The sequence below is a fragment of the Granulicella sp. WH15 genome (assembly GCF_009914315.1).
In the GTDB taxonomy this organism is placed as follows: domain Bacteria; phylum Acidobacteriota; class Terriglobia; order Terriglobales; family Acidobacteriaceae; genus Edaphobacter.
On sequence record NZ_CP042596.1, the window covers coordinates 2,631,184 to 2,649,504 of the forward strand.

The 18,321-nt window shown below is 60.8% G+C and carries 19 protein-coding genes; 7 read left to right on the top strand and 12 right to left on the bottom strand.

The features are described from left to right. Positions 1 to 8 precede the first annotated feature (8 nt). From FTO74_RS10930 to mce, 9 genes are all read right to left on the bottom strand, one after another. Positions 9 to 1,568, bottom strand: a complete 1,560-nt coding sequence (locus tag FTO74_RS10930) for an AAA family ATPase (protein ID WP_255462195.1) — start codon at positions 1,566 to 1,568, stop codon at positions 9 to 11. Then, positions 1,565 to 1,774 carry a hypothetical protein gene (locus FTO74_RS10935; RefSeq protein ID WP_220399002.1) on the bottom strand — a complete coding sequence of 70 codons (210 nt, stop codon included), beginning with the start codon at positions 1,772 to 1,774 and terminating at the stop codon, positions 1,565 to 1,567. Before FTO74_RS10935 ends, FTO74_RS10930 begins: the two co-directional genes overlap by 4 nt. A 213-nt stretch (positions 1,775 to 1,987) precedes the next feature. After that, positions 1,988 to 3,256, bottom strand: a complete 1,269-nt coding sequence (locus tag FTO74_RS10940; RefSeq protein WP_162538183.1) for a site-specific integrase — start codon at positions 3,254 to 3,256, stop codon at positions 1,988 to 1,990. A 202-nt stretch (positions 3,257 to 3,458) separates the two neighbouring features. Beyond that, positions 3,459 to 4,499 (bottom strand): Asd/ArgC dimerization domain-containing protein, encoded by a 1,041-nt coding sequence (locus tag FTO74_RS10945; protein ID WP_162538184.1) that lies wholly within the window; start codon positions 4,497 to 4,499, stop codon positions 3,459 to 3,461. 158 nt (positions 4,500 to 4,657) lie between these two features. Then, positions 4,658 to 5,494, bottom strand: a complete 837-nt coding sequence (pssA, locus tag FTO74_RS10950; RefSeq protein ID WP_255462196.1) for a CDP-diacylglycerol--serine O-phosphatidyltransferase — start codon at positions 5,492 to 5,494, stop codon at positions 4,658 to 4,660. Beyond that, on the bottom strand, positions 5,494 to 6,132 hold the full coding sequence (locus tag FTO74_RS10955) for a phosphatidylserine decarboxylase family protein (RefSeq protein ID WP_162538185.1): 639 nt from the start codon (positions 6,130 to 6,132) through the stop codon (positions 5,494 to 5,496). The genes pssA and FTO74_RS10955 overlap by 1 nt, the downstream gene beginning before the upstream one ends. Positions 6,133 to 6,297: 165 nt before the next feature. Then, positions 6,298 to 6,765: a GNAT family N-acetyltransferase gene (locus FTO74_RS10960; protein WP_162538186.1), complete on the bottom strand. Its 468-nt coding sequence runs from the start codon at positions 6,763 to 6,765 to the stop codon at positions 6,298 to 6,300. A 6-nt stretch (positions 6,766 to 6,771) separates the two neighbouring features. After that, the gene (tsaB, locus tag FTO74_RS10965; protein ID WP_162538187.1) at positions 6,772 to 7,440 is read right to left on the bottom strand and encodes a tRNA (adenosine(37)-N6)-threonylcarbamoyltransferase complex dimerization subunit type 1 TsaB; all 669 of its coding nucleotides are present in this window, start codon (positions 7,438 to 7,440) and stop codon (positions 6,772 to 6,774) included. Further along, positions 7,437 to 7,883, bottom strand: a complete 447-nt coding sequence (gene mce / locus FTO74_RS10970; RefSeq protein WP_162538188.1) for a methylmalonyl-CoA epimerase — start codon at positions 7,881 to 7,883, stop codon at positions 7,437 to 7,439. Before mce ends, tsaB begins: the two co-directional genes overlap by 4 nt. Positions 7,884 to 8,110: 227 nt before the next feature. Here mce and FTO74_RS10975 point away from each other — a divergent pair, with 227 nt between their 5' ends. From FTO74_RS10975 to FTO74_RS11000, 6 genes are all read left to right on the top strand, one after another. Next, entirely contained in the window at positions 8,111 to 9,484 is a 1,374-nt protein-coding gene (locus tag FTO74_RS10975; RefSeq protein WP_162538189.1) for an MFS transporter, read from the top strand. 182 nt (positions 9,485 to 9,666) lie between these two features. Beyond that, entirely contained in the window at positions 9,667 to 10,446 is a 780-nt protein-coding gene (locus FTO74_RS10980; protein WP_162538190.1) for a FadR/GntR family transcriptional regulator, read from the top strand. A 39-nt stretch (positions 10,447 to 10,485) separates the two neighbouring features. After that, a complete protein-coding gene (gene metG, locus FTO74_RS10985) occupies positions 10,486 to 12,663 on the top strand; it encodes a methionine--tRNA ligase subunit beta (protein ID WP_162538191.1) in 2,178 nt (725 codons plus the stop codon). Positions 12,664 to 12,710: 47 nt separating this feature from the next. Then, the gene (locus FTO74_RS10990) at positions 12,711 to 13,775 is read left to right on the top strand and encodes a hypothetical protein (RefSeq protein WP_255462198.1); all 1,065 of its coding nucleotides are present in this window, start codon (positions 12,711 to 12,713) and stop codon (positions 13,773 to 13,775) included. After that, entirely contained in the window at positions 13,772 to 14,476 is a 705-nt protein-coding gene (gene purQ / locus FTO74_RS10995; protein ID WP_162538192.1) for a phosphoribosylformylglycinamidine synthase subunit PurQ, read from the top strand. Before FTO74_RS10990 ends, purQ begins: the two co-directional genes overlap by 4 nt. 26 nt (positions 14,477 to 14,502) lie before the next feature. After that, complete coding sequence (locus FTO74_RS11000) at positions 14,503 to 15,291, top strand: CpsB/CapC family capsule biosynthesis tyrosine phosphatase (RefSeq protein ID WP_162538193.1); 789 nt, start codon at positions 14,503 to 14,505, stop codon at positions 15,289 to 15,291. 33 nt (positions 15,292 to 15,324) lie between these two features. Here the strand turns inward: FTO74_RS11000 and FTO74_RS11005 are convergent, their stop codons facing one another. After that, the gene (locus tag FTO74_RS11005; protein ID WP_162538194.1) at positions 15,325 to 16,341 is read right to left on the bottom strand and encodes an L-threonylcarbamoyladenylate synthase; all 1,017 of its coding nucleotides are present in this window, start codon (positions 16,339 to 16,341) and stop codon (positions 15,325 to 15,327) included. A gap of 36 nt (positions 16,342 to 16,377) precedes the next feature. On the opposite strand from FTO74_RS11005, the gene FTO74_RS11010 reads away from it, so the two are divergent. Then, entirely contained in the window at positions 16,378 to 16,962 is a 585-nt protein-coding gene (locus tag FTO74_RS11010; protein ID WP_162538195.1) for a class IV adenylate cyclase, read from the top strand. A gap of 31 nt (positions 16,963 to 16,993) precedes the next feature. Here the strand turns inward: FTO74_RS11010 and FTO74_RS11015 are convergent, their stop codons facing one another. Both FTO74_RS11015 and FTO74_RS11020 read right to left on the bottom strand, forming a co-directional pair. Beyond that, positions 16,994 to 17,545, bottom strand: a complete 552-nt coding sequence (locus FTO74_RS11015) for an outer membrane beta-barrel protein (protein WP_162538196.1) — start codon at positions 17,543 to 17,545, stop codon at positions 16,994 to 16,996. A 427-nt stretch (positions 17,546 to 17,972) separates the two neighbouring features. Next, positions 17,973 to 18,140, bottom strand: coding sequence for a hypothetical protein (locus tag FTO74_RS11020; RefSeq protein ID WP_255462200.1), 168 nt, complete (start codon positions 18,138 to 18,140; stop codon positions 17,973 to 17,975). Positions 18,141 to 18,321: the final 181 nt, after the last annotated feature.

Below are 18,321 nucleotides of genomic sequence, written 5' to 3' on the forward strand. Positions count from 1 at the left end.
AGATGCGATCAACTTATGCTTAGCCCCTGAGACATTTCGACGGTTGCAGACGGGTTCGCGACGCTCTGCCCTAGATCTTGGCTCCCGATACTTTGAGCTTCCTGAATCGCTGTAGCCTTTGTCACATCCCGGCTCAGGTCCTGCCCCAGGGTTTTCGCATCGTTCGTATACATCTTCACGTCATACTGCGCCCGCGAAACGGAGACGTACGCCATGCGGCTATTCAACAGCTCGCCGTGTGCTTGTGAAGAATCCACATGAACCAGCACGCGGTCGGCGGTCTGGCCTTGGCTGCTGTGGCTCGTCACCGCATAGCCGTAGTCCAGATGCGGATGCTGTCGCGCGTTGAACTCGACTTCGCGGCCCGAATCCATCCTCAGTTTTAGGTTGCCGCCTTTGTCGATCTGCTCGACCGTTCCCAGCTCTCGATTCGCTAGCTTTTCCGCATGGTACGGCGCGGTCATTTGCACACGGTCACCCTGCGCGAAGCTGCGGTCATGATCGCGGTAGACCGTCACGCCCTGCAAGCGGCGAGGATCGTAGCTTAGCTCTTCGCCACCGTGACGCTTCACCGTCAGCGTATTTGTCTCTCGATCTGTGGCCGTGACACGCGCATACTCTCCGGCCTCGATACCCAGCGGCTTCGATCCTTTCGAGTAGCGGATCACATCACCCTTGTCATAGTTCTGCGCATGTTGACGATCAGCTCCGCTGATGTCCTGCCGCGCATACAGCACATGCACGCGATGCTCTTCATTCGATACTCTGCCGTCTGCCTGCATCCTCTGATGGATGGCGCTGTTGATGTCGCGGCGCGATTCATTGTCGGGCGAGACGACCAACGTGCTTTCAGGCGAACGCACATACTCACGCGCAATTTCACCGATACGCTCGTGGCGGTCTTCGATCTCCAACACGCGGCCCTGGCTATTGAGATTGCCGATGGCCTCGCGCACTTCGCCCCGCGCAAGCTGCTCGACAACCTCTTTCAAGGCAGGGTCTTTCTGCCGGATGATCTCATCCAACTGCGCCGTTCGCATTCCTGCCTCCTGAAGCTGAGCATACGGTCGGCCAGCTTCGACCGCTTCATGCTGCCGCGTATCTCCGACGAACAACACACGATCATGTTCTTTTAGGCGCTCGACAAACGTGTGCATCTGCATGGTGCTTGCCATGCTCGACTCATCGACGACGTAGAGCGTCTTCTGACCATTGTCCGGCTGCTCGCCGCGTGCAAGATGGCGTTGTAACGTCTGCGTCTCCATGCCCGCTTCGCCCAGCTTTTGCGCGGCTCTGGACGTCGGCGCTAGACCTTCAATCTGATATCCCGAACGCTCGGCGGCTTCACGGACAGCCGTTAGGGACGTTGTTTTTCCAAGACCGACTTCATCGGCAAGGATCGCTCCTTTCGACAGTGGGGAGCGAAAGGCGAAAAGTGCAGCTTCAATCTGATGGGGATTGAGGTCAACCTGTGCGTCAGAGAGTGCGGACGCAAGTTTGTCAACATTGTCCGAACTGGACCGTTTCGTCAGCTCATGAGCAAAGAGCTTCGCGTGATAAGGCGTCATTTGCGAGCCTCACGCAGACTCGGAATCCGTCTGTCGCTGAGATAAACTTCGACAGCATCGCGCACTATCCATGCAAGCGAAACTTTCTTTTGCTTTGCCTCAGCTTCGAGGGCTAAGTAAAGCTCGGCAGGAAAGCTGATCGACGCCCGAACAGTTTCAGGGTCAACCTTTATGCCGCTTGTTAGAGGCGATTTGCGTTTCATCATCTAGACTCCTATGATCGTTCACCACTTTACACCACGATGGTGAATGGAAAACAGGAGTAGACCGTTTATTAGTGCTTCACCTATCGTGAGCTGGATGGCCGTGAAACCGCGGCACACGCTCGTGTGCAGAGGCGGCACCGGATCAAAGCGGGCCGGAGCGGCCCTGATCCGGTGCCAAAAGCAAACCCGGATGCTTCCATCCGGGTAGTGCAACTACATTGCATTTGCCAACAGCTGTGACTCGACTCGCCGGGGATCCTTCTTTGCCACTTCTTTCTTAGGGCGTGGTCTCATCACATTTATCGCAGAGGCATCGAGCTGAGTCTTCAGGTGAGCCGCATAGTATTTCTCAATCATCTCTACGCTTGTCCGACAGTTCTTTGCGATCTGGTAGATGTCAGCCCCCTCAAGAAGCCGCAAACAGATATAGGTATGGCGAAGGCTGTACGCCGTACGCGGTCTGTCGTCACGATCTTTACGTAGTTTTTCTTCGTCAAGAATCTTGTTGAACAAGTCTCGAGACCACTTGGGGAACAGGCGGTCAGTTGGTCCAGATTGCTGCCATTCGCCGCTTTCCTTGCGGCTTCCTGCTCGTCCCGGTCCACCGTCAGGACGGGGACGAGTCTTCAACCGTTCGAACGGGCGCACAGCTCCTTCTGTGCTTTTGCAGAAGCCAATACCTCTCTTGCCTCGAACTTCGATTTCTAGGATCGTTTGGCCGCTGCCTTCGTCTTTGATGACCTTTACGTCACGAAACTGAAGGCGCATCGCTTCATCGGGCCTGAGCCCAGTATTCGCAGAGAACAGAACATAGTCATGAAGTTGTTCTGCTTCCCAGCGGAAGCGTGGCTGTTTCGGGTGTTGCGCCCGCTTGCGGGTCGCTTCGTAGAGCTGCTTATACTCTTCCGGCGAAAACCATGCGCGGTGAGAAATCTTGGCCGACGCCCGATAGGGCGCGGACATGTCCGGCATATGGTCGATCCATCCATGCCGCAATGCCGTTTTGAAAATCTGACGCAGCGTCACGATCTCTTGGTGCATGGTGCTATGTGCTGGAGGTTTGCCACGGGATGCCTTTGCTTCTTCTAGTCGGTGGATGCGATATTCATTGATTTTGCCCGCAGTGATTTCGGGAAGAACCATGCCGCCGAAAAACGGCACGAGATAGCCATTCGTACGCGCATGCTGACCACGCGCATAGGTCGCGTTTCGCTGTCCCTGCGTCATGATGTCGAACTCGCGCAGGTATAACTTCGCGGCATCGCGGAACATTCTGCCTGTCTTTAACTCGCCGTCGCGGAGCTTACCGCGCAACTGCAAGTACCAGTCTTCAGCGAACTCTTTTGCTTTCGAAAGGCTGTCTTCTTTGGTTGTTGTGCGCCGATTCCTTCCGGCTAGATACGTCGCGCATTGCCAGCTTGAGCTATTCGGACGTTTGTAGACGTGAACCTTGCCACCGAGGATGGTGTGATGTTCGGACATGCGAGAGCACCTCCTGACACACCCAAAATACCATGAAAGTGTGGAAGAGTTGTGTAACGGAAGAGGCAACATTCACTAGAAGCTAAATGGCTTATTTTGAATGGTTTAAGCGGATATCCAATGGTGTCTTGGACGATTTTGAGTCCGCTGCGTCTGCCAGTTCCGCCATCCCGGCGCTTTATTGATACTACCAAAGGTCTCGCTACTGGACGCTGCCCTGCGGACGCATTCTCCGCAGCTCGCTGGCGCAGGAGATCGCCGTCAGCGCCGCCAGCTTCAGATTGTCCGCGCCCAGCCACAGCCAGAACCTCGTCGAACCCTCAGCGTTCGCCGTCGCCGACCGCACTTGGACCATAATATCCTCTTGCCCCGCGACGCTGAGATTGCTCGGCGGGTCCGATTCATCCGCCACCACATCCACGTAATCGCCCGCGAGCGCGGCTTCCACCTCCGCGACCGTCGCAGGCTTGTCCAGCTCAATGAGCACTGAAGCCAGATAGCCATGGAAGACCGGAGCCTGCACCATCTGCAACACCAGCTCCGGCAGCCGCCCTCCCGAAAGAGCAGCGTAGTGCCGATGGATGCGCCGCTCGTTCCCCCTGATGTCGATCTTCGCCGACTCGCCCAGCGTCGGCAGCAGATTGAACGAGACCTGCGCGTCGTACTGCTCCTTGGGCAGGTTCTGGAAGGAGAGCAGATTAATCGTCTGCTGATGCAGCTCGTCCATCGCCTCCCGCCCGTGCTGCGACGCCGGTTCAAGCACCGTTGCCGCAAAGTTCACCAGCCCAACCCGCGACACCAACCGACTGGCCGTAAGAGCCAGCATCACAGCTACCGGGTGAGCAGGAACCACGGCCGGAGTCCGCAGATCAGGCTTTGCCGACGCAGCAGCTTGCGGCACCCAGGGCGCTCGCACCAGCACATCCGGCTCGTTCTCGAGCGCGTAGGTCATGTCGACGATGCTCGCCCCCGCACGCCGCGCGGCCTGCCAGTGCTTGGCGGCGTCCGCAGCAGAGCCCGCAAAGAAGACAAAGTCCATCCGATCAAAGGAGCCCGGTTCGATGCGCTGGATAAACGCGGCCTCATCGCCGGTAGCGGTAATCTGCCCAGCGGCATCATCCTCGTCTTCGAGCAGGATGAAGTCCGAAGCCGCCAGCAGCGACTCGTTCAGCTCATCGCCCAGCTCCTTGCCCACGAGCGACGACGCGCCCACCACACCAATGCGATACATTCCGTCTGCCATCCTGCTCCCTTGCACATACTGCGCCTGACCTGCGCTTTTACAGATCGGGTTCGCAAACCCGCATCCTGTCAGATTCACTTCGATCGGTAAACGATGCGGTGCGCAGCCAGTTTACGACGCTTCCACTTCCCTGCCCCAGGCAACTTTGCCCCGCCCCTCTACGCAGCGATACGCCGGTGCTCCCTGCCCCACGAGTAAGCCAGCCGAGCGATCACACCAGAGACCAAATACCCGAGTGCCAGCACGATCAGAGCGATCTCCGAGAAGAAGGCCAGAACAGCGATCAACGCAGCCAGCAGAATCACGGTCCGGAAGGGATGCCGGTCGCCCAGACTGATCTCTTTCCCGCTCCAGAACCGCCAACTGCTGACCATCAGGAAGCCTGTCCCCATAATGAGCAGCAGCCAGACCACGGAGATCAGTGGGTTATGGATCGGGCTACCGTTGAAGTAATGGATGACCGAACACAACACCCCGGCGCCAGCCGGAATCGGCATCCCCACAAAGTACTTGCGATCCGCCCGCCCTGGATTGCGAGGTTGCGGGTTGACGCTGATATTGAACCGCGCCAGACGGCACGCGCCGCAGATCAGGAAGAGAAAGCAGATCACCAGGCCCAGCGGAACGATCCGCTCACGCAGGTAAGGATAGAGGTCAAGCGGCAACATCCGAAAGCCCCATACATACGCCAGCAGCGCCGGAGCAACCCCAAAGGTCACCACATCCGCCAGCGAATCCAGCTCCTTGCCGAAGTCGCTGGTAGTGTTGGTCATCCGGGCCACGCGGCCGTCGAGCCCATCGAAGAGCACCGCAAATCCAATCGCCATCGCGGCACGATCGAAGCAGGCATCGCCGCCGTTGATCCCCTGCACACTCTGGGTCATGGCATAAAAGCCAAACGCGATATTCCCCGCGGTAAAGGCCGACGGCAGCACGTACATGCCTCTACTGGGCCGTTGCCGTGCGACCGCATATTCGGGTTCGGGCACCTGCATCAGGCCCCCACAGGTGCTTCGCCAACGGGCAGAACCGCCAGTACGGTCGAGCCGCCCTTGACCCTGGTGCCGGTCTTGACCCGCAGCTCGGCCTCAGCAGGCATCAGCACATCGACGCGCGAGCCGAACTTGATGAGCCCCACGCGCTGCCCGCGCTCTACCTTGTCGCCCGCCTTGACATTGCAGACGATGCGCCGCGCCAGCAGCCCCGCAATCTGCTTAAAAGCGACCTCGTACCCACCGCCCTCGATCACAATCATGGTCTGTTCGTTGGTCAGGCCGGACTCCGGCTGCATCGCATTCATAAAACCACCAGGCCGATACTCCACCGAGGAGACCGTACCGGCGATCGGTGCGCGATTGACGTGGACGTCGAAGACGTTGAGAAAGATGCTGAGGCGCAGCCGCGTGCCGAGCGTGGTCTCGATCCATTCGGCATCGGTCACGACGCCGTCGCCGGGCGAGACGATCTGACCGGGGCCGGTAGGGATCGTACGCTGCGGATCGCGGAAGAACCAGAGGAAGAACAACGCAAACAGAACCGGGAGCAGCACCAGCAGCGTGCTGTGGGTAAAGAACCAGGCCACCGCTGCGACCACACCCAGACCTAACGCGTAGAGATAACCGTCTTTGACCATAATCAGTTTGATTATACTGCCGTTAAATCAGCGAGGCGGAAACCGGGGAAGCGGAAGAATCTGTCGCTGATCGTTGTTGCTGCTTCTGAGAAGGCTGGTTTAGCCCCGAAGTATGCTTTCCTCCCCGGCCTCACGATACAGGGTTGAGGAAGCCATATCACCCCATCAAAAAGCCACCCGCATCATCACGGCATCATCCGGCGGCTCCTGATAATAATCGCGTCGCCTCCCTGTCGGCATGAACCCCAACTCCGCATAGAGCCGTTGTGGCCCCAGACTGGCAGCCCGAACCTCCAGGTCCATCACCTCTGCTCCATGCAGCCGAGACCACTCCATCACCGCCCGGCACAGCTCCCGGCCAATCCCCTGCCGCCGGGCCGATGCGTCTACGGCGACGGTCTCCAGCTCCGCCTCTCCGGCAACCACCCGCGCAGCCGCATACCCGACGACGGTCTCACTCGCAGCCGCCACCAGCAGGCACCGCCGCATCAACTCGCCTTCCTCTTCTCCCGCAACCCTGCCCGCATACTCCACTTCCGCCCAATGCGGAGCCTCGGGAGTCTCACGATCAATCCGCAAAACCCCTGCAAGATCCTCCGCCCGTGCGGGCCGTAGCTCTGGAGTGGAAGCCATCCCCATTCAGGCCGATTCCGCGGCAGCGCGGCGCTCGACCAGCAGCTCAGCATCGGTACGACGCAGATAGTTGGCGTCGATGGTCACCACGTCAGTCCACTCCTCTGCCGCGATCCTCTCCACGGCCAGCCGCAAAATCAGGACCGCCCCTGGCTCCTCGACGAGCCGCAGCCCGTCGACCTCCGGCAGCAGTTCCCTCACTCGGGCCTCGCACGTCACCGGCGTCCGGGAAGCAAGCAGCTCCAACACCTCTTCGCGCCGCAGCAACTGTTCACTCAGGCACTCACGACCACGATAAAACCCTGCATAAAACTCTCCCCGCCCCGCGTCGAGCAGCGCCAGCGTCTCCCCATCCGCCTCCACGCTCGCGGCCACCAGCGCCAGCCGCGAGATCGCGATCATCCGCCCCCCCGTGGCCGCGCAAAGCCCCTTGGCCGCGCTCAACCCGACACGCACCCCGGTAAAAGACCCCGGCCCATGCACCACAGCGACCGCGCCCAGCTCGCTCACAGGCCATCCAGCGACCTTGAAGAGCCGATGCAACACCGGCAGCAACTGCTCAGAGCTGCCCCGTCCAGGCAAGGTCTCAGCCGCAACGACCGGCTGCGGCAACGCAGTATCAGCCAGAGCAGCCGAGCCCTCGGCCCCGCAGGTATTGAGCAGCAATAACCTCACTCCGTCACCTCGTCGCTCACCAGCTCCAGCAGCACGCCGCTCGTGCTGGCCGGATGAACAAAAAAATATCGGTGGCCACCCGCGCCGACGCGAATCGAGTCACTCGCAAGCCGCACACCCGCCCCCTGCAACCTTACAAACACGGCGTCGATCTCCGCGACGTGGAGCGCGACATGGTGCAGTCCCTCTCCACGCCGATCAAGAAACCTCCCGATCACCGAATCCTCCACGGTAGGCTCAAGCAGCTCGATACGGCTCTCCCCTACGGAGAACATCGCGGTCTTCACCCGCTCATGCTCGATGGTTTCCTCCTGAGCAGCGGAGAGACCAAGCATCTCGTAAAAACCCCGCGCCGCCGCGATGCTGCGAACCGCGATGCCGAGGTGATCGAGCCTGGGGGGCTGGCCATTTGTATTGATCGCTAAGATATCGGCAACCTCCATAACCTCTGAATCTCCATCTTAAGTACCTGACGATCCCGAGGATACCCGAAGTGGTCGGATCAATCCTATCGCCAGTAGATCGTGCCCGCTTGACAGTAATAGCCACCCACCAGATATTCTCACCACAAAGCAACCGTCGTTCCAGCAGCAGATCCGTCTTCAGCCCCACTGAACCGCCAGGCGCGCGCATGGTCCGACCAAAACCTGCCGCGGGAGCATCTTTACTTATGTCGACGAACACTGGCGGTCTGTCCCAGGACAGCGGCTCGCCCCATGAAGGCTTCGCCTCCTCCGAACCCGCCACCGGCCATAACATCCGCTGGTTTGTCTGCGGTCTCCTCTTCCTGGCGACGACGATCAACTACATGGATCGCTCGGTGCTCTCGCTCATCGAGCCGATGCTGCACAACCTGCCCTTCATGGGCTGGGACTTCTCGCAAGACAACGCGCACCAGAGCGTCTTCAACAACAACTACGGCAACATCATCATCTGCTTCCAGATTGCCTACGGCGTAGGCCTTTTAACTGCGGGCCGCATCATCGACAAGCTCGGCACCAAGCTGGGCTATGCTCTGGCCATCGGCATCTGGGCGCTCTCGTCCATGAGCCACGCCTTCGTCTTCTCGGTCGCGGGGTTCTGCATCGCGCGTTTCATGCTCGGCCTCGGCGAGGCGGGCAACTTCCCCGCCGCCATCAAGGCCACCACCGAGTGGTTCCCCTCCGAAGAGCGCGCCTTGGCCACCGGCCTCTTCAACTCCGGCTCGAACGCCTCGGCCTTCATCGCGCCTCCGCTCGTGGCTTTCGTCACCTACAAGTACGGCTGGCACGCGGCGTTCATTACCACCGGTTCGATGGGCCTCATCTGGCTGGTCATCTGGCTCTTCTTCCCCTACAACCGCCTGCGCCGCGGAGCCACCCAGACCCAGATCAACCTCCAGCAGGCGATCCCCGGCACGGCCAACGCGGGCTTCTTCACGCTCTTCCGCGAGCTGTCCAAGCAGCCCGGCCTCTACGCCTTTGCCATCGGCAAGGCCTTCACCGACCCGGTCTGGTGGTTCTATCTCTTCTACCTCCCCAAGTTCCTGAACGAAAACTACGGCCTCGACCTGAACCACGCCAAGTACCCGATCATCATCGTCTACGCCTTCTCCAGCGTCGGCTCGATCGGCGGCGGCTGGCTCTCCGGCCTGCGCATGAAGCAGGGCCACAGCGTCAACGACGGACGTAAGTTCGCCATGCTCATCTGCGCGATCTGCGTCCTGCCCATCATGCTGGTGCCGATGGCAGGTCACATCTTCCACGGCAACGTATGGCCCGCCATCGCGCTGTTCTCGCTGGCCACGGCGGCACACCAGGGCTGGTCCGCTAACCTCTTCTCAACCCCCACCGACATGTTCCCCTCCACCTCGGTCTCGACGGTGGTGGGAATCGGCGGCGCGGCAGGCGCGGTAGGCGGAGCCATCTTCACGTACGTCGTGAAGACTCAGTTCTCCGCGCATCCTCTGCTGATCTTCCTCCTCGGTGGCTTCAGCTACATCTCCGCCCTCGCACTCTTCCAGATACTGGTGCCGCGCATCGGAGAGTCCCGAAGCAAAGCATAAGCAGTGCTTCGTGCTGTCCTCGGGGCAGTATGGGCAAGTGATCTTCTGAGGACTCCCGCTGGGCGGAAGGCCCATGCTGATAATTTCCCCATATCGCCCCGAGAGCAGTACGAATTACCGTGATAATCTTCACGACACCGATAGGAGCGAAAGCCAACTTGCCTCAAGAAACCTTGGACGGAATGACAGGACACAGCCAGCTCACCATGCAGGTAGTCGAGCATGTGCGCGGCCTGATCGCCAGCGGCGAGCTGAAGCCCGGCGACCGTCTGCCGCCCGAGCGCGAGCTGGCGCGCAAGCTGAAGATCTCCCGCTCCAGCCTGCGTGCGGGCATCGGCTTCCTCTCGGCCATGGGAGTGCTCAAGAGCCGCCACGGCGCGGGCACCTTCGTCTCCACCGGCCCTCCGACGCTCGACTCCAACTCCCTGACGGTGCTGGGCGCATTGCACGGATTCCTCCCCTGGCAGATGTTCGAGGCGCGTCTGGTCATCGAGTCGAACGTGGCCTCACTCGCTGCCGAGCGCGCCACCGGCGACCATATCACCGAGCTGGCCGAGGAGGTCGCCGAGATGTACGCCTCTCTCGACAACCCGCAGCAGTACCTGATCCACGACGTCCGCTTCCACCGCACCATCGCCCGCGCGGCGGGCAACCCCATCCTTGCCGCCCTGATGGAGACCATCACGGCCAACCTCTACGACGCCCGCATGAAGACCGTCCACTACTCGGTCGACCTCAAGGAGTCCGCCGAGATGCACCGGGAGATCTACCGCGCCATCCGCTCGCACAACCCCACCGGAGCCATGCAGGCGATGGAGCGGCACCTGAACATGGCCCGCATGGCCCAGGCCGCCGAGCTGGGCGAGACCTTCGAGACAGCGGCCCCGTCCAGCTCCACCCCGCGCCGCGAGCCGAAGGGCAAAACCACCCCAAAGTCCTCTGCTTCCAAGGCGAATGACTGAATCCCGCAACCGCCCTGCTAAACTGGCCATGGAACCCTCATGCCCAGCACTGAAAAGTTTTACCTCACAACCCCGATCTATTACGTCAACGCGCGCCCGCACATCGGCCACGCCTACACGACCATCGTGGCCGACGTCATCGCGCGCCGCCACCGCCTTCTGGGCCATGACACCCGCTTCCTGACCGGCACCGACGAGCACGGCCAGAAGATCGAGCGCTCGGCCCTCGCCGCGGGCATCCCGCCGCAGCAGTTCACCGACGAGGTCTCCCGCGAGTTCCGCCAGCTCTGGGACCGCATGGGCCTCACCTACGACGACTACATCCGCACCACCGAGCCGCGCCACAAGATCGGCGCGCAGAAGCTCTTCGCCGACCTGCACGCCCGCGGCCAGATCTACCTGAGCACCTACACCGGCCAGTACTCGGTCGGCGAGGAGATCTTCGTCGAAGGCCCTCCCGGCGTCCTCGGCCCCGACGGCCGCCCCACCGAGACCGTCACCGAAGAGAACTTCTTCTTCAAGCTCAGCGAGTACCAGCTTCCGCTCATCGACCTCATCGAGTCCGACGGCCTGCACATCCAGTCCGAGTCGCGCAAGAACGAGGTGCTCAGCTTCCTGCGCGGTAACCTCGTCGAAGCTCGCGAATCCGGCTCCGCCATCGGCACCTCAAAGCTCGGCAACCAGTACGTCATCGGCGCACTACGCGATCTCTCCGTCTCGCGCTCGAGCTTCACCTGGGGCATTCCGGTGCCCGAGCCCGCCGCCTCCGAGACCCAGCAGAAGCACATCATCTACGTCTGGCTGGACGCTCTGGCCAACTACATGACGGCCGTAGGCTACGGCTCGGACAAGCCCGAAGACAAAGCCTGCTTCGAGCGTTACTGGCCCGCCGACGTCCACCTGATGAGCAAGGAGATTACCCGCCAGCACTGCATCTACTGGCCCGCTTTCCTGATGGCCGCCAAGCTGCCCACGCCGAAGTCGGTGACGGCCCACGGCTGGCTGCTCTTCGAAGAGTCGAAGATGTCGAAGTCGAAGGGCAACATCGTCCGCGCCGAAACGGTGCTTGACGCCTTCGGCGAGCACGTCTACGGCAAGCAGTTCCCAGACTCGACCAAACACGAGCGCGACCTCTTCTCCGCCGACGTTCTGCGCTACCACCTGCTGCGCGAGATTCCCTTCGGGCAGGACGGCAGCTTCAGCTTCGACGCGATGATTACGCGCTACAACGCGGACCTCGCCAACGGCTACGGCAACCTCGCCAGCCGCACGCTGAGCCTGATCGTCCAGAACCTAGACGGCATCGTCCCGTCCGTCTCTGCTCCGCAAAGCGCAGAAACCGACGCGGTCATCAACGAGCTTCTCAGCTTCTCCGAGATCGACGCCCACTACGAAAGCTCTCGCTTCGACCAACTGACCCAGACGATCTCCGCCCGTATCAAGACCGTGGACGTCTACCTCAGCAGCCACGCACCCTGGAAGCTCGCCAAATCGGAAGACCCCGCCGACCTCCAGAAGATGGTCGAGGTTCTCTACACGGCAGCAGAATCCATCCGCATCCTGACCGCCCTGCTCTTTCCCTTCCTGCCCAACGCTACGGCGAAGGTCTGGGCACAACTGGGCCTCGGCGACATCGAAGCCGCAGCCAGGAACGGCGAGCTGAACAACCTCGCATGGGGCGGCCTGAAACCCGGCACTCCGCTAGGCACCCTCTCCCCCATCTTCCCCCGCGCCGACAAAGGACTCGCACAGATCATGACCGAAGTAGAAGCCTCCGCCCCCTCGACCAAGCCCGCCACTGAGCAGCCAGCCGCCGAGACCACACCCGCACCAGCAGTCATCGAAACAGCTCCCGAACCAACCGTCACCGGCCCAGCCGACGCCTCCCCCCAGATCACCATCGACGACTTCGCCAAGGTCGAGCTGCGCGTAGCCCAGGTGCTCGTCTGCGAGCGCATCCCCAAGGCCGACAAGCTGCTGCGCCTCGAGGTCGACCTCGGCTACGAGAAGCGCCAGATCCTCTCCGGCATCGCCGAGTGGTACACGCCCGAGGAGATGATCGGCCGCAAGATCGTGGTCATCACCAACCTGGCCCCGCGCAAGATGCGCGGCCTCGAGAGCCACGGAATGTTGCTTGCCGCCTCCGAGGGCGAAGGCGGCAAGCCCGTGCTCGCCACCTTCGGCGAAGAAATCGCCGTCGGCTCCCGCCTCAAATAAACCAGCTCCCGCCGCGGCGGCGAAAGAGTTAGCCTGGAGAGGTATTCGTGAAACTGTTCACCGACAGCTCCATGAAAAAGACACCCGAAAGACGTCGCTACCTCTTCGCCGTCGCCGCGGGCTTAATCTACGGCCTCTCACTCCGCCTGATCTTCCACGGACCGCACCTGATCGGTACACCGCATTCTCCTCCTTACCGAAGCTTCTTCTACCCCGACGACCTCTGGGTGATGACTGCGGGCTTTCTCGTAGTAGTTCCCTTTGTGATGGGATGGATCGCCATCACCGGCACCACCTCCGATGAGAAGTTCCGCTGGGCGCACTGGATATTCGCTCCCTGGCTCGCGGTTCTGCTCAGCGATCTCTGTGTACTCTTCGCCGGACTGGAAGGGTGGATCTGCATTATCTTCGCCATCCCGATCACCCTGGCGATCAGCAGCATCGGCGGCATCACCGCAGGCCTGCTTGGACGAAACAGGCTCCTCAAGGGACGCTCCACCACAGCGTGCCTCGCCATGCTTCCCTTCCTGCTGGCAGGCATCGAGATGCAGCTCAACGCTCCCCTCGAGATTCGCACCGTCCAGACCTCCATCCTGATCCACGCACCAGCCTCCAGGGTCTGGGGAAATATCGAGCGTGTTCCCCCGATCAGCCCCTCTGAGATCCCTCCAACCTGGACCCACAGAATCGGCTTCCCACTTCCCGTCGAAGCGACGCTCGATCACGAAGGGATCGGCGGTATCCGCCATGCTTCTTTTCAAGGCGGCCTGTTGTTTATCGAGACCATCGACCTCTGGATACCCGGGCAGACGATTGGCTTCAAGATCGCCGCGGACACAGCGCACATTCCGCTCACGACGCTGGACGAGCATGTCACGATCGGCGGCCGCTACTTCGATGTCCTCAACGGCGAGTACCGTCTCGAACCTCTGCCTGACGGCGACATCCTCCTGCATCTCAGCAGCCAGGAGCGCCTGAGCACCGACTTCAATGCCTATGCCGCCCTCTGGTCGGATGCCGTTATGAGAGATCTGCAGCAGAGCATCCTTCAGGTCGTGAAAAAACGTTGCGAAACAGATTCCCACAGCACATCTGCTACCCTTAACCCATGAAATTCGGCGTACTCGTATTTCCCGGATCGAACTGCGATCACGATACCTACAACGTGCTTGAGCAGGTCGCCGGCTATCCCGTCACTTTCCTCTGGCACGCCTCCACCGACCTCGAAGGCTGCGACGCCATCCTCGTGCCGGGCGGCTTCTCCTACGGCGATTACCTTCGTACCGGAGCCATCGCCAAATTCGCACCCATCATGCAGTCGGTCAAAAAGTTCGCCGCCGATGGTGGCCTTGTGATGGGCATCTGCAACGGCTTCCAGATCCTCTGCGAGGCGGGCCTGCTCCCCGGCGCTCTCATGCGCAACGCCAGCCAGCGCTACCTGTGCAAGCAGCTTTACCTACGCACCGAGACCAACGACTCGCCCTTCACCCACGGCATCTACAAGGGCCAGATCCTGCGTATGCCCGTCGGCCATATGGACGGTAACTACTTCTGCGACGCCGAGACCCTGGCGCGGCTGAACGACGAGGACCGCGTGGCCTTCCGCTACGCCAGCGCCGAAGGCTCCACCGAAGCCATCCACAACGCCAACGGATCGCTCGAAAACATCGCAGGCATTCTCAACGAAGGCCGCAACGTATTGGGGCTGATGCCGCATCCTGACCGCTCGAGCGAAAGCCTGCTGGGCTCGGCGGACGGGTTGCAGCTCTTCCAATCCATGGCACAAACACTCGGCGCAGACGTTTCGGTCTAGCCAGCCGATGGTACTCTGTCCAAGCTATGTTTGACGTACATCATCATCTGCTGTGGGGACTCGACGATGGGTCCAAAGATCTCGCTACCTCGGTGGCGATGGCCAAGCTCGCCGTGGCCGACGGCATCACGCACATCGTCTGCACCCCGCACTCGAACGGCCAGTACGAGTTCAAGCCGGAGGTCAACGCCGCCAAGCTCGCCGAGTTGCGCGCCGCGCTAGCAGCCGAGAAGGTAAATCTGACGCTCGGGCAAGGCTGCGACTTCCACCTCTCGTACGACAACATCGTCAACGCCAAGGCCGACCCCGGCCGCTTCAGCATCAACGGCCTCGGCTACCTGCTGGTCGAGCTGCCGGACTACGGCGTCTCCCGCAACATGACCGAGGTCTTCTACGAGCTGCAACTGGTGGGCCTGACCCCGATCATCACCCATCCCGAGCGCAACCCGACCCTGCAGGCCGACTACTCGCGCATGGCCGACTGGATGCGTGGCGGTGCGCTGATCCAGGTGACGGCCGACTCCGTGACCGGCAAGATGGGCAAGGCTGCCGAGAAGATGGCGCACCAGCTACTGGCCAAGCGCTGGGTCCACATGCTGGCTTCCGACGCCCACAACGTCACCTCACGCCCACCGCGAATGAAGGCAGCTGCGGACATCGTTGCCAAACGCTACGGCGCGGCCTATGCCGAAAGCCTCGTTCTGACCAACCCAAAAGCTATCTTTGAAGGCACGTTGATGGAGCAGTTGGAGGAGCCCATCGGACTCTATCAAGAGGCCAAGGAACAGAACTGGTGGCAGCGCCTGCTGAACTAGCAGCAACACACGCAGCATCTAAGGCCGCCCGCATCAACCGGGCCGGGCAGCTTTTTCGAGACGATCCCGAAGGGCCTCCCCAATACCGGCCATTCTGGGCAAAGGGCAAAGAATAACCTCCGCTCCAAGCTCATCCAGTTCACGCAACCCTGCAAAGAGACGACTGGCGAGCGCTTCTCCCTCCCCCCAGGGCCCCCACACATAGACAAAAGGAGCCTCACCCGAGCTCCACCCCTCAGGCAACATCACCCCAATCTTCTTCCCCTCCGCAACCGCAGAAGCTACGGCCTTGGCAAAATCCTCCTCGGCAATTAACCGAAGGCGGGCACGAGGGGCATAGTGCCGAATCCCCACACCGGGCGACGGCAGGCTCTCGACCGGCTCATCGAGGACCGGAGCCGCTTTATAAAACTGCACCTTCCCCGCGATGGCTTCGAGCATCTCCAAAGTGACAGCCCCTGCGCGATAGATCGTGATCTCATCCCCAGCCAGCCCCACCACCGTGGACTCCACACCCACAGCCGTGGGACCGCCATCAAGAACGGCATGGATGCGGCCATCAAGGTCGTCCAGAACATGCTGGGCAGTCGTGGGGCTGGTGTGGCCGAAGCGGTTGGCGCTAGGCGCCGCAATGGGAACTCCAGCGGAAGCAATAAGAGCCAGCGCAACAGGATGGTTCGGCATACGAACCCCAACTAGCGGACGCCCGGCGGTAACGGCGTCTGGGATCGCAGCCGTGCGCGGCAACAATAGTGTCAAAGGGCCGGGCCAAAAGGCGTCCATCAACTTCTGGGCCAGCGGGGACACTTCTGCAACCGAGGCAAGCATCGCTGAATCAGCGACATGCACAATCAAGGGGTCCCACGAAGGCCGCTGCTTGGCCGCGAAGATCCCGGCGATAGCCGCAGGGTCAAAAGCACTGGCCCCAAGGCCGTAGACGGTCTCGGTTGGCAGGGCGACGGTGCCGCCGGAGCGTAGAATCCCGGCAGCGCGGGCCAGGTCGGCGGGCTGGTCGGCCCGCAGGCGAAGAGTAATTCCCTTGAAATCCACATCCCATCGTAACCTTCCGGGTCGATATACTCAGGCATGAGCGCCGAGATCGAACTGAAGTTTCCCGTCGACGAACCAGCTTCCCTCGCCTCCCGCCTTGAAACCCTCGGCTTCCATCTGGATACGCCGAGAACCTTCGAGCAGAACACCCTCTACGACACCCCCGACCGCAGCCTGCGCGAGCGCGGCCAACTGCTGCGGCTGCGGAAGTACGGCTCACGGCACATCCTGACACACAAGCGTCACCCGGACGAGGAAGACCCCAGCAGCCAGTACAAGGTGCGGATCGAGACCGAGACCGAGGTGGCCGATGGGGCAGTGCTGGCCGAGGTTCTGATTCAGCTCGGCTACGCTCCCACCTTTCGTTACGAAAAGTACCGGACGGAGTGGTCCGACCCCGCCCTTCCCGGTGCTCACCTGGTGCTGGACGAGACGCCTATCGGCTTCTACGCCGAGGCCGAGGGGCCGCCGGAGTGGATCGACCGCACGCTGGCTCAACTCGGCGTCGATCCCGGCCGGTGCCTCACCTCAAGCTACGGGAGGCTGTTCATGGAGTGGAAACAACGCACCAACAGCCCGGCCGATAACCTTACCTTCGATGAGATTCTGCAACCGGCCTGAGTCTGCGTCACAAACAAGCCGGTTGCATCCTCTAAAAGCGGTAGGCCGCACCGATGGTTCCCACGGTCGGCGTCAATCCGTTCGGATAAAAGTCGAACCAGTGCTGGAACTCAAGATCTCCCCGGAGGCTGACCCGGCGATTGAGCATATAGTCCGTCCCTACGCCAACGGCGAAGGCTTTGTAGGATCGAGAAGTGGTTTCCCTATAGACCCCCTGCTGAAACTGAAACCTGCCGATTCCGCCCAGAACCTTGACATAGGGGCGAAAGCGCTGCACAGCTATGTGATAGCGCAGGCCCAGCAGATACGAGCTTTCGCCGATATCCTTGGGAGTAAAGAGATCCATGTCGTGAATCTCGCCGTCGATTCCGAGGTGCCTGCCGAAGTCGAGCGTGCCGTAGATAGAGCCGCCCTTGATACTGGCTCCGGTGTAGTCCGGATGGCCGAGCGTGATGCCGACACCGATCTGCCCGCTCATCAAGCGGCTTGCGGTGGGTGATGCCTGCCCGTGCAAGGCAGAGGGCGCGACAGCGAGTGACGACGCGACAAGAGCGATGCGGAGCAGGTCCAGGGGCCTGGGCATTGAGAGCCTCACTTTCAGGTTCAAGTATTTCTGTTGCATAGAGATACGCCCCCCCGGAACGGGCGGCAGAGACATGCTGCGACGTCTGAAGTTACCAAAAAAGTTACTTAAGTTATGTGTAGCTTATGGTAATTCGGCGGGCACAACTAACGAAAACTCCGATTAAGACGAGGCAGATAAACAGGTTAGATGCGGCGAAGACGCTCTCCTTGCTCAAGTCCGGCGAGATTTTGTCGATAAGCATTAAGAGCAGGATTGCCCCGTCTCCAGCGGGTATGGAAGCGGATCAAGTCTGACAGACGCCGCAGAAGCCCCCCTCTCAGGAAGGATGCCCTGACAAGTGGACCGATCAGCTATTTAGGGGAAACAAAGGCAGGAAGGAATTGAAACAGGACTGCTACCGGCAGCTAAACGGGGCTAGTTTGGGTTAGCCTTCTACGACGCGGGCAGGAGCCACGGAAGAGACACGGGCGGCGCGAACCTGGTTAGCATGGATACGGAAGAGCTCGAAGAGGGAGACGCAGACGCCGTAGGCGATCAGAACCCCGGCGGCGAGCGATGCGAGCACAGCACAGACAAGTACGATTGAAGTCACAACCCAGCTCCTCATGGATACAGCTACATCGGTTCTATCGGCAGCAAACAATCCGAGATGAGCCAACGTATAAAGTTATTGTCGCAAACCTTTGCATGACACCCCTGTGAATCTTTTCCGGGGGAACAAACCTGGTGTTAGTGAACTCGGTACACTGAGTCACTCAGCGGCATATTTACGG

Coding starts and splice junctions, on each gene's coding strand:
- FTO74_RS10930 (WP_255462195.1), bottom strand. CDS start 1,568: ATGACGCCTTATCACGCGAAGCTCTTTGCTCATGAGCTGACGAAACGG.
- FTO74_RS10935 (WP_220399002.1), bottom strand. CDS start 1,774: ATGATGAAACGCAAATCGCCTCTAACAAGCGGCATAAAGGTTGACCCT.
- FTO74_RS10940 (WP_162538183.1), bottom strand. CDS start 3,256: ATGTCCGAACATCACACCATCCTCGGTGGCAAGGTTCACGTCTACAAA.
- FTO74_RS10945 (WP_162538184.1), bottom strand. CDS start 4,499: ATGGCAGACGGAATGTATCGCATTGGTGTGGTGGGCGCGTCGTCGCTC.
- pssA (WP_255462196.1), bottom strand. CDS start 5,494: ATGCAGGTGCCCGAACCCGAATATGCGGTCGCACGGCAACGGCCCAGT.
- FTO74_RS10955 (WP_162538185.1), bottom strand. CDS start 6,132: ATGGTCAAAGACGGTTATCTCTACGCGTTAGGTCTGGGTGTGGTCGCA.
- FTO74_RS10960 (WP_162538186.1), bottom strand. CDS start 6,765: ATGGCTTCCACTCCAGAGCTACGGCCCGCACGGGCGGAGGATCTTGCA.
- mce (WP_162538188.1), bottom strand. CDS start 7,883: ATGGAGGTTGCCGATATCTTAGCGATCAATACAAATGGCCAGCCCCCC.
- FTO74_RS10975 (WP_162538189.1), top strand. CDS start 8,111: ATGTCGACGAACACTGGCGGTCTGTCCCAGGACAGCGGCTCGCCCCAT.
- FTO74_RS10980 (WP_162538190.1), top strand. CDS start 9,667: ATGACAGGACACAGCCAGCTCACCATGCAGGTAGTCGAGCATGTGCGC.
- metG (WP_162538191.1), top strand. CDS start 10,486: ATGCCCAGCACTGAAAAGTTTTACCTCACAACCCCGATCTATTACGTC.
- purQ (WP_162538192.1), top strand. CDS start 13,772: ATGAAATTCGGCGTACTCGTATTTCCCGGATCGAACTGCGATCACGAT.
- FTO74_RS11000 (WP_162538193.1), top strand. CDS start 14,503: ATGTTTGACGTACATCATCATCTGCTGTGGGGACTCGACGATGGGTCC.
- FTO74_RS11010 (WP_162538195.1), top strand. CDS start 16,378: ATGAGCGCCGAGATCGAACTGAAGTTTCCCGTCGACGAACCAGCTTCC.
- FTO74_RS11015 (WP_162538196.1), bottom strand. CDS start 17,545: ATGCCCAGGCCCCTGGACCTGCTCCGCATCGCTCTTGTCGCGTCGTCA.